This window comes from Myxococcus sp. CA039A (genome assembly GCF_013336645.1).
Taxonomy (GTDB): Bacteria; Myxococcota; Myxococcia; order Myxococcales; family Myxococcaceae; genus Myxococcus; species Myxococcus llanfairpwllgwyngyllgogerychwyrndrobwllllantysiliogogogochensis.
On sequence record NZ_JABUMQ010000382.1, the window covers coordinates 1 to 9,647 of the forward strand.

General features: G+C 69.4%; 7 protein-coding genes. 3 read left to right on the forward strand and 4 right to left on the reverse strand.

The features are described from left to right. The first annotated feature begins 243 nt into the window (after positions 1-243). A complete protein-coding gene (locus HR086_RS40540; protein ID WP_174456936.1) occupies positions 244-609 on the forward strand; it encodes a hypothetical protein in 366 nt (121 codons plus the stop codon). A 292-nt stretch (positions 610-901) separates the two neighbouring features. Here the strand turns inward: HR086_RS40540 and HR086_RS40545 are convergent, their stop codons facing one another. Next, positions 902-2,368 carry a hypothetical protein gene (locus tag HR086_RS40545; RefSeq protein ID WP_174468284.1) on the reverse strand — a complete coding sequence of 489 codons (1,467 nt, stop codon included), beginning with the start codon at positions 2,366-2,368 and terminating at the stop codon, positions 902-904. A gap of 57 nt (positions 2,369-2,425) precedes the next feature. On the opposite strand from HR086_RS40545, the gene HR086_RS40550 reads away from it, so the two are divergent. Next, complete coding sequence (locus HR086_RS40550; protein ID WP_174460045.1) at positions 2,426-3,976, forward strand: ATP-binding protein; 1,551 nt, start codon at positions 2,426-2,428, stop codon at positions 3,974-3,976. Between the two features lie 6 nt (positions 3,977-3,982). Here the strand turns inward: HR086_RS40550 and HR086_RS40555 are convergent, their stop codons facing one another. The 3 genes from HR086_RS40555 to HR086_RS40565 all read right to left on the reverse strand — a co-directional run bounded on the left by HR086_RS40555 (position 3,983) and on the right by HR086_RS40565 (position 7,951). Further along, on the reverse strand, positions 3,983-5,170 hold the full coding sequence (locus HR086_RS40555; protein WP_141649001.1) for an NAD-dependent epimerase/dehydratase family protein: 1,188 nt from the start codon (positions 5,168-5,170) through the stop codon (positions 3,983-3,985). Between the two features lie 90 nt (positions 5,171-5,260). After that, a complete protein-coding gene (locus HR086_RS40560; RefSeq protein WP_141649002.1) occupies positions 5,261-6,556 on the reverse strand; it encodes an NTP/NDP exchange transporter in 1,296 nt (431 codons plus the stop codon). A gap of 96 nt (positions 6,557-6,652) precedes the next feature. After that, a complete protein-coding gene (locus HR086_RS40565) occupies positions 6,653-7,951 on the reverse strand; it encodes a pyridoxal phosphate-dependent aminotransferase (RefSeq protein WP_141649003.1) in 1,299 nt (432 codons plus the stop codon). Between the two features lie 410 nt (positions 7,952-8,361). Here HR086_RS40565 and HR086_RS40570 point away from each other — a divergent pair, with 410 nt between their 5' ends. Next, positions 8,362-9,369, forward strand: a complete 1,008-nt coding sequence (locus HR086_RS40570) for a DUF1028 domain-containing protein (RefSeq protein ID WP_174468285.1) — start codon at positions 8,362-8,364, stop codon at positions 9,367-9,369. The last annotated feature ends 278 nt before the right edge of the window (positions 9,370-9,647 follow it).

Here is a 9,647-nt window from a genome sequence, read left to right on the forward strand (position 1 = left end):
CCACTCCACCACCCCTCGCGCCTCACCGGCCCGACGACCTCCCGGGTCGCCACCACCGAGGGTGGAATCCGGCACGTTCCGCCCGCCGCCAGGTCGCCCGACAAGCTGGCGCTTTCGCGCAAGCGTTTGGCGCTAACGAGGAAAACTCATTCTACCGGCTGGGCCAGTATGCCCTGGTCGACACGCGCCACGGCGCGAGTCACGGGGGGAAGGCAGTCAACGATGGTGCGAAGGGAGAGGCGAATGTCGCACGTCGCGCAGGAGTCGGGCCAGCGGGTTCCGGGGGGAAACGCGCGGCCGGACGGTGTGAAGCGAGGGGTCAGGGGACGGGGAGCCACGGCCCGGAAGACGGGGGCTCGCATCAGAGGGGAGCGTCCGGGCGCGCTTGAAGCACCAGAGGGGGACATCGCGGTACCAGAGCTTGCCGTCTTCGCGGGGGCGAAGCGCAAGCAGTTGGCGGTGCTGACGAAGTCGAGCGCGCTGGGGTTGCTACGGGGGGAGATGGAAACAGTCACGCGGGTGGCGTCCATGCGCCCGCAGACGTTTGGCTGGGCGCAGACCCTGGCGCGATTGCGAGCAGTCTCGCGTCCCGCGGAGTACTGGCCCTAAGCCCGATTCAAAGGGGTGTGGGTGCTTGGGGGCACTCGAGACATCCCGAAAGCAGTGCAGTCAGCATGCGCACCGGGGGGAGCGCACTCTCGCTTCGCTGGAGGGGTCCAAGGCCCTCCGGAAAAGATGCATGGCGGGTAGGAGGATGGCGTCGCGGGGGCGGCGCCATCTGTGGCAGGGGGACCCGGGGGTGACGCTCTTCAGAGGGGGAGAGCGAACCTGAGCAAGGGTCATACCGGGGGGTGCTCCGAGTTCATCGGGGCATCCCCCGTTGCTTTTTCAGGGCCCCGAATCACTCCACGCGCAGCGTCGCGGTGCCGGTGAGGGTGCGGTTCAGGGTGAGCCACAGCGCATCGCCCGCGTCGTCCACGGAGGCGAAGCAGTCCACGTCGGCGGCGAGGACCTGGTCGTCCAGCAGCACGCGCGCGGGCGGCGTGGAGGCGGTGTAGCCGCGCAGCACCACCACGGGGTGCACCAGGGAACCACGGCCCGCGTCGAACCGCAGGCGCGCGCGGTTGCCCGTCACGCGGGCTTCCCACGTCGCGTAGACGGGGTTGTAGCCAGGCACGTCATAGGGCACGGCGTCCGAGCGACCGACGCCGCCAGGGCCGTGCGTGGCCACGGTACCCTCGGTGGCGGACAGGCGCACGGCCTGCCAGGACTCGACCTCCGAGGCGCGCCGCCGCACCGGGTCCTCCGAGTGCGGCCCCAGCACAATGAAGACGGAGTAGCTCTGGTAGGGGTGGCCGGAGAGCATGCCGTCATCGCCGTAGCGCGCGTACTGGCGCCAGCCGAGCGCACCATAGTTGCTGCCCCAGGCCATGCGATGGGAGCGAGTCGTCGTGGGCAACTGGTACTGGTTGAGCTGGTAGGTCCAGTTCCAGTCGTCGGGCAGGGGTCCGTCCGCGTCGCGCTGTCCCCAGCCCTGTTGGTAGAGCCAGTAGCCACCGGCGGGCTTCTGGAGCCAGGGCTGCGTCTGCACCACGCCCATCTCCGCGTCCGGCGCGGTGGTCCACATGCGGGTGTAGGGGACGACGTTGGGCTCGCGGTAGTCCCAGCCGCTGGCCCTCGTCACGGGGGAGGACAGCGTCACGAAGCGGTGACGGTCTCCCCAGCCAAGGCCGGCGATTTCGGCGTTCGCGTTGCCGTCGAAGAGCAGGTCGCCATAAGGCGAGCGCACGTCGGCCTCCAGCGCATCCGGCGGGACGCTCGAGACGTCGTGGGTGATGGCGTAGAGCGGATGGTCCCTGCCGGTGGCGAAGAGGTAGTGCACCGTCACCTGGACGACGTGGCCACCGAGCGGCAAGGGCCAGCGGAACTCGTGCAGCGCGTGGTGACGTCCCGCGAAGAGGGTGCGGCCGGTGCCCGTCACTCCCTCCGTCCAGTTGCCCCAGGTGGTCCCTGCGCGGAGGTGACACGTCACCATGCCCCAGCCGGGGACACCGTCATTGGCGCCGTCACAGGTGCGCGCGGCGCCGTCCGCTTCGTAGACGTAGCGACGGACGTAGCCACCGTGCCAACCCGCGGGGTCCGCGGAGTCGTTGCGCACCAGGAAGGCCGAGCGCGGCGCGCAGCCTCCATCGCGCCACGTGTAGCGGTCCGTGTGGAAGCCCTCCAGGTCCACGTTCCGCTCCAGGTTCAGCGGAGCACAGGCGGAGGGCTCGCTGGGACCCTCGGGACGGATGTCCTTGCCGCCACAGGCCACGAGCGACAACGAGAGCAGCACGGCGACGCCGTGCCCGCGGAACGTGGACGTCATCGAGGCCCCTCCAAGTCCATGCCTCCCCCAGCGAAGGAGGCGTAGTACCTTCCGGACATGCCCCGCTGGTTCAACACCGCCGGTCCGTGCAATCCGGACCACCATTACATGCTGCCAGCCATGCGGAGGCTGCCCGAAGTGCGGCGGCTCGTCGAGCAGCAGGGCTACTTCGTCGTCCACGCGCCACGACAGGTGGGCAAGACCACGGCGCTCCTGTCGTTCGCCCGGGAGCTCACGTCGGAGGGCCGCTACGTGGCGGCCCTCGTCAGCATGGAGGCCGGGGCGGGTTTCCCACAGGACACCGGCGCGGCGGAGGCCGCCATCCTCTCCAGCTGGCGACTCGCCACGCGCGCCCAGCTTCCTCCCGCGTCCCAGCCTCCAGAGTTTCCCGAGGCACCGCCCGGCAACCGCGTCGCCACCGCGCTCGCGGCCTGGTCCGAGGCCACCGACAAGCCACTCGTCACGTTCCTGGATGAAGTCGATGCACTCCGTGATGGCGTGCTGGTCTCCGTACTCCGACAACTCCGGGACGGCCACCGCAACCGTCCCGGGCACTTCCCCTCCGCCATGGCACTCATCGGGCTGCGGGACGTGCGCGACTACAAGGTGTCCTCCGACGACGGAGACAGGTTGGCGACCTCCAGCCCGTTCAACATCAAGGTGCGCTCGCTCACCCTGCGCGACTTCACCGAGGATGAAGTCACGGAGCTCTACTCCCAGCACACCACGGACACGGGTCAGCGCTTCGAGCCCGAAGCCCTCGCGCTCGCCTTCGAACTCACGCAAGGCCAGCCGTGGCTCGTCAACGCCCTGGCCAAGGTCGCGGTCGAGGAGCTGGTGCCCGAGCTGTCCCAGCCCATCCGCCGCGAGGACATGGAGCGAGCCAAGGCCATCCTCATCTACCGCCAGGAGACCCACCTGGACAGCCTCGCGGCGCGGCTGCGCGAGCCTCGCATCCGAGCCATCCTCGAGCCGATGCTCGCGGGGCAGCTCCTGGGCGACGTCCCCGAGGATGACCGCCGCTTCGCCGTCGACCTGGGGCTGCTGCGCCGGAATGAGTCCGGCACGCTCGAGGTGGCCAATCCCATCTACCGCGAGATTCTCGTCCGCTCGCTGGCGTCAGGCACGCGCGACACGCTCCCCTCCATCCAGCCCTCCTGGTTGAAGCCCGATGGGCGACTGGACGTCGAACAGCTGCGAGACGCCTTCCTCGCATTCTGGCGCCAACATGGCGAGCCGTTGCTGGCCACCGCGCCCTACCACGAGGTCGCCCCACATCTGGTGCTCATGGCCTTCCTCCACCGGGTGGTGAATGGGGGCGGCACGATTGAGCGCGAGTACGCCATCGGTCGCGGGCGCATGGACCTGTGCGTGCGACATGGGCCGGACACCCTCGCCATTGAAATCAAGGTTTGGAGGGACCGCGAGTCCGACCCGCTGACAGAGGGCCTGGAGCAGCTCGACGGCTATCTCCAGGGCCTGGGACTGGATGACGGCTGGCTGATGCTCTTCGACCGCCGCTCGAACCAGCCCTCCATCGCCGAGCGCACCCGGGCCGAACAGGCCCGGACGCCCTCGGGTCGGCGCGTCACCGTCATCCGCGCCTGACACACCTCAACCCGCGTGGGCGTTGCCCTTGTCGTGCTCCTGGTGCCACGCGGCGAGCACTTCCTTCTCCCGCTCCGGCTTGATGCCCGACCGCAGCTTCGCCTGACGCTCGGGCGGCTCCGCGTTGAACCAGGCCACCGTGTCGCGAACCGTCTCCTCCAGCGGGCGGAAGGTGAGCCCCGCCGCCAGCGCCTTGTCGATGTTCACCCGCAACAGGCCCGCGTCCTCACCCGTGGGCGACACCCAGACCGGCATGTCACCGAAGGGCTCCACCTTGTGCTTCTCCAGGAAGGACGGATGCGCCCAGACGAAGCGCGCGTCGCTGTTCAGCGCCTTCTTGCTGCGCTCCAGGAAGTCGCGCATCACCAGGGGCTTCGAGGGCCCCGTCGCGGTGTAGGGCCCCGACAGCTTCTGCTCCACCCCCAGGATGATGAACGCGGCCAAATCCCTCGCGTCGATGAACTGGGTGGTGTCATGCCCCGTGCCGGGCGCGAGCACCTCGCCCCCTCGCGCCACTCGCACCGGCCAGTACGTGAAGCGGTCCGTCGGGTCATCCGGCCCGACGATGAGGCCGGGACGGACGTTGAACGTGCGGCCGGGCATCGCCTTCTCCGCGGCCTGCTCGCACAGCGCCTTCAGGGCGCCGTAGTGCGTGTCCACGTCCTCCGTCGTCACGTCCGCCACCGTGGCGACGGGCGCCGTCTCCGTGAGGCCGGGCTTCGACGCGTCCTTGTAGACGGAGATGGTGGACACGAAGGTGTAGTGCCCCACGTTGGGCGCGAGCAACTCCGCCGAGGCCTTCACGATGCGCGGCACGTAACCCGACGTGTCCACCACCGCGTCCCACTTGCGGCCCTCCAGCGCCTTGAGACCCTCCGCCTTCGTCGGGTCCCGGTCCCCCTGCAGCTTCTCCACGTTCGGGAAGAGGCCCGGATTCGTCTTGCCTCGGTTGAACAGCGTGACGGTGTGGCCTCGCGCCTGCGCGGACTCCACCAGCGCCGGACCCAGGAACTTCGTGCCGCCCAGGATGAGGATGCTCAAGGGCTTGCTCGCCTTCGCGCCCGAGGCCCCCTTCTCCTGGGAGTCCGACTCACCGGACGCGCCACCCGACGAGCCCGACGTCGCACACCCCAGGGCCCACAGCGAGCCCACCGTCACAGCGCCTTGAATCAGGTCTCTGCGAGACAGCTTCATGTCGTGTCGTCTCCTGCTGCGAGGTTCGTCTCAACCCCCGCTCCCCGCGACCATCCCGAGGAGCGACGAGGAAGCACTGCGAGGCACACTTCAGCGGGCGGCGGCATTATCGGCGGCGACGGGCGCGAGCGCACCCCCGGCCTCCCGGGACAGTCGCCGCTGCTCCCGCCCCAGGTACAGCGACACACCGAGCCACAGCCCCGCCAGGGGCACCGCCGCCAATGACAACCCCGTCATGCCCAGGCCCAGCGCCGTGAGCCCACCCTGCAACCACGCGCTCACCGTGTCGCTGCCCCGGTACACCACCGTGTCGATGAAGCTCTTGGACTTGTAGCGCGCCTCCCGGTCCACCGTGGTGAAGAGGATTTCGCGCGAGGGCCGCTCCAGCGCGTAGTGGCTGGCACCCCGCAGCGCCTTGAACGCCACGAGCACCCCGAGCACCGGCACCGCCGCCAGCCCCAGGAAGCCCAGCCCCGTGAGCACCGGCGCCACCGCCAGCGCCGCGCCCAATCCCAGTCTGGAGATGATGCGCCCGGTGACAAGCGTCTGGAGCGCCAGCGTCAACAGCTGCACGTAGAAGTCGATGTCGCCGAACAGCGCGGTGCGCGAGGCCGCGTCCTTGCCCACCTCCGCCACCAGCTTCACCTCCTGGAAGTACAGGAAGGTGGACGTGGCCGCGTAGAGCAACACCTGGAGCCCGAGCGCGAGCAGGAGGGGCGACGCCACCAGGAGCCTCAGCCCGGCCAGCACCCCGCCACCCACGGGCGCTTCCGCCGACAGGGGCTGATGCTGGACGTCCCGGGCCCAGCGGCTCAGCCAGCGCACGCACTGCGCGCTCACCTCCAGCAGCACCGCGGACACGAGGATGAGGTTCACCGGCCCCACCGGCTCCGCCAGTCGCCCCACCAGGAAGGGCCCCACCAGCATGCCCGTGGTGCCACCCGCGGCGATGAAGCCGAACAGCCGCTTGCCCTGCTCGCCGGCGAACACGTCCGCCATGAAGCTCCAGAAGATGGAGACCACGAACAGGTTGTAGACGCTCAGCCAGATGTAGAAGACCCGCGCCACCGGCTCCCTCGCCACGTCCAGCTTCAGCAGCACGAAGAAGGCCAGGAGGCTGACGAGGAAGAAGCGGTAGATGCGCGGCAGCACCACCCGCCGGGGCCAGCGCGCCACCAGCGCGGAGAAGGCCGGCACCGCCAGCAGCATAACGATGAACGTGGCGGTGAAGAGCCACGGCAGGCCCTTGACGCTGCCCGCCGTCCCCATCTCGTTGCGGATGGGACGGAGGATGGCGTAGCCGCACATCAGCGTGAAGAAATAGACGAAGGACCCGAGGACCGCGCGAACTTCCTCGTCACGTACATCCACGAATCGCTTGAGCATTGGCACGAAGTACCCGGCTGAACTCCAGCCCTTTCCGTGTATTCCCGAACCCCGCGCCCATCCAGGACGCCGCGCGGGGCCCGGCACCGACGGCGACTACTTCGCGGCGAGCACCTCGCGCAGGGCGGCCTCCACGCGGGGCAGGGCCTCCTGGATTTCCGCCACCGACGTCGCGCCCACGGACAGGCGGAACCAGCCGGTGTCCTCGCTCAGGCCGAACGCCTGGAAGGGCACCACCGCGAAGCTGGCCTTCTCCAGGAGCAGCTTGCGGATGTCGTCATTCGTCTTCAGCCCGCCCTTGCCCACCAGGTCGAACTGGACGGACAGGTAGATGGCGCCCTGGGGCGCGATGTGCCGCACCGGCAGCCCCGCGTCGCGCATGCGCGTCAGGCCCGTGTGCAGCGCCTCCAGGCGCGCGTCCACGCGCTGACGCATCTCCGTCAGGAAGGACTCGGTGGCGGGCACGTCGTCCAGGTAGCGGGCCACCGCGACCTGCTCCGCCTTGGGCGCCCACGCCCCGACGTGGCCGAGCACGTCGCGCATGCGAGCGATGATGGCCGGCGGGCCCACGCCCCAACCCACGCGCACGCCCGTGGCGGCGAACGCCTTGGAGATGCCGTCCACGAACACGGTGTACGGGGCGACTTCCGGCACCAGCTCCACCGGCGTCACGTGCTTCACCGCGCCGAAGCTCAGCACCCAGTAAATCTGGTCGTACATCAGGATGAGCGGCTTCCTGCCCTGCTTCTCGCGCTGGCGGTTCTCCGCGACGACGCGCTCGCAGATGGCGCCCAGCACGTCGGACGAAATCATGGTGCCCGTGGGGTTGAGCGGGCTGCACAGGCACAACAGGCGCGCGGTGCCCAGGTGCGGCGCGAGCTGCTCCAGCGTGGGCATGAAGCCGTGCGACGGGTCCGTCGTCACGACGACGCCCTTGGCGTTCATCATGTGGACGTAGTGGTTGTTGTTCCACGACGGCACCGGGTAGACCACGGTCTCCCCGTCATCGAGCACGGCGCGGTAGGTGCCGTAGATGATGGGCCGGGCGCCGCCCGCGATGACGATGCCCTCCAGCGGATACTTCAGGCCCAGGGCGCGCTCGTAGAAGCGCTGCACCGCCTGGCGTAGGTCCAGCACGCCGTCGGAGGGCGGATAGTTCGTCTCGCCCGCCTGGAGCGCGGTGGCGATGCCCTGGCGCAGGCCGTCGGGGATGGGGAACTCGCGCGGGCTGAAGTCGCCCACGGTGAGGTTGCACACCTTGCGGCCCTTGGCGACGAGCTCACGGACTTCCGCGGCGATGCGGAGAATCTCGCTGCCAACGAGGCCCCGCGCCATCGTGCCAATGGAGGCGTCGTCCCGCGAGGGACGTGGGAGGGAGGTGAGGTCGAGAGCCATGGGGAATCTGTCTCCGGTTCGTGCGCGTAAGGGGGGGACGCGGGCTGCGGCCGGGCGCGGACCATACCCGCCACCCGGGCCCTTGTGGGGCGCGTCTGAAACTTCTGGGGGGAGTGCCACAGCTACAATTTTCCCGGAAGCGAGATACGCGGGGCACCCGGGCCAGCGGGCCCTCCTCGGGCCGTCGGTCCTCACCCTGAATCCGGAGCTTGACGGCCGGCACGGGTCTCCGAGTCTTCCCGATATGCCTTGAAGCGACGTGGCGTTCATGGAGCCAGAAGTTCCGAGGAGCGGGCCGGACCCGCGCCTCGGTGTCTCATCGCGCACACCAAACCCCAGACATGAAGGGTCTCATCCGCGTCGAGCGGTGGTTGCTCGGCCCCGGCGGAGCCCTGCCCCGAGGTACGTGCATGAAGCCGTTCAAGCGTGGCCTGCTCGTCGCTGCGTCCGTGTTGCTTGGCTCCACCCAGGCGTCCGCGGCGGACCGCCCCTTCAATCCGAGCATCTTCGGCACGCGCGCCGTCGTGGCGTGTGACCCGGTGGAGAAGTCGTGCGGCATGGCCGTCATCTCCTTCCCGAGCGGCGTCAGCGGACTGGTGCCCTATGGTCGCTCGGACGTGGCGGTGGCCACCATGGCGCTGCCCTCGGTGGATGACGCGCAGGCGGTCATCGCGCGCATCGACTCGGGCACCGCGCCCCAGGAGGCCATCGACACGGTGCTGGCCTCGGACCCGTATGCCCCCATCCGCCAGCTCGCCGCGGTGAAGCTCCACCCGGATGGCAGCGTGACGGTGGGCCAGCGCTCGGGCTCGGAGAACAGCGAGCACACCTGCTCCATCAAGGGCGACACGTTCGTGGTGCAGGCCAACAACATGAGCACCCCCGACATGTGCCGGGCCATGGCGGACGGCTTTCGTCAGGCGCGGGGCAGCCTGCCGCAGCGACTGTATGCCTCGCTCAAGGCCGGGGCGCGCGTGGGTGGGGACCGCAATGGAGAGCGCTCGGGCGTCATCCGCGTCTGGAACTCCACCATCGAGACCGCGTTCTATACCCACGTGCTCGCGGAGGCGGTCGTCCACGGCAGCACCCGGGCCTTGCAGGAGCTGGGCGTGGAGATGAATCGCTACCAGGGCACGCTCGCGGATGTGTTTCCCGCGGACCGGGTGACGCTGGATGCGGACACGGCGCGCGACGTGAAGCGCGTGCTGCGCAAGCTCGGCTACTACCACGGCCGCATGGATGGGAGCTGGTCCGACGCCGCCGAGCAGGCGCTGTATGACTTCAACTGGAACAACCTCTTCTTCCTCAAGCCCACCGTGGTGGAGAACGGCACGCGGAAGATTGACGGCGTGCTGGTCCACTTCCTGCGCGACGCGGACCTGGGCGCCTTCGTGCGCGCGACGCCCTCGGCAGACTGAAGTCCCAGGCGTCCAAGGACCCTTCGCCCCGAGTGCGCGGGCGGAGGGTCTGTCGTCTTCTCGTCATCGAGTCCCTGGCGGGAGGCTGGCACCGCGCCTCCTGTCGTGAGAGAGGGAGTTCCTCACGGCCACTGTGGGCCGACAGGGGAGGAACGATGAAGCGTGCCGGACGATGGCTGTCGTCGCTGTGGCTCGCCGGGTGCCTCGTGGCCACCGGTTGCTCGAAGAAAGAGGAAGCGCCGCCCCATCCCGCGGCCGAGCTGCCTCCTCCCGATGAC

Excerpts from the sequence above, each read along its gene's own strand:
- HR086_RS40550 (WP_174460045.1), top strand. The coding sequence starts at position 2,426 with ATGCCCCGCTGGTTCAACACCGCCGGTCCGTGCAATCCGGACCACCAT.
- HR086_RS40540 (WP_174456936.1), top strand. The coding sequence starts at position 244 with ATGTCGCACGTCGCGCAGGAGTCGGGCCAGCGGGTTCCGGGGGGAAAC.
- HR086_RS40570 (WP_174468285.1), top strand. The coding sequence starts at position 8,362 with ATGAAGCCGTTCAAGCGTGGCCTGCTCGTCGCTGCGTCCGTGTTGCTT.
- HR086_RS40560 (WP_141649002.1), bottom strand. The coding sequence starts at position 6,556 with ATGCTCAAGCGATTCGTGGATGTACGTGACGAGGAAGTTCGCGCGGTC.
- HR086_RS40555 (WP_141649001.1), bottom strand. The coding sequence starts at position 5,170 with ATGAAGCTGTCTCGCAGAGACCTGATTCAAGGCGCTGTGACGGTGGGC.
- HR086_RS40565 (WP_141649003.1), bottom strand. The coding sequence starts at position 7,951 with ATGGCTCTCGACCTCACCTCCCTCCCACGTCCCTCGCGGGACGACGCC.
- HR086_RS40545 (WP_174468284.1), bottom strand. The coding sequence starts at position 2,368 with ATGACGTCCACGTTCCGCGGGCACGGCGTCGCCGTGCTGCTCTCGTTG.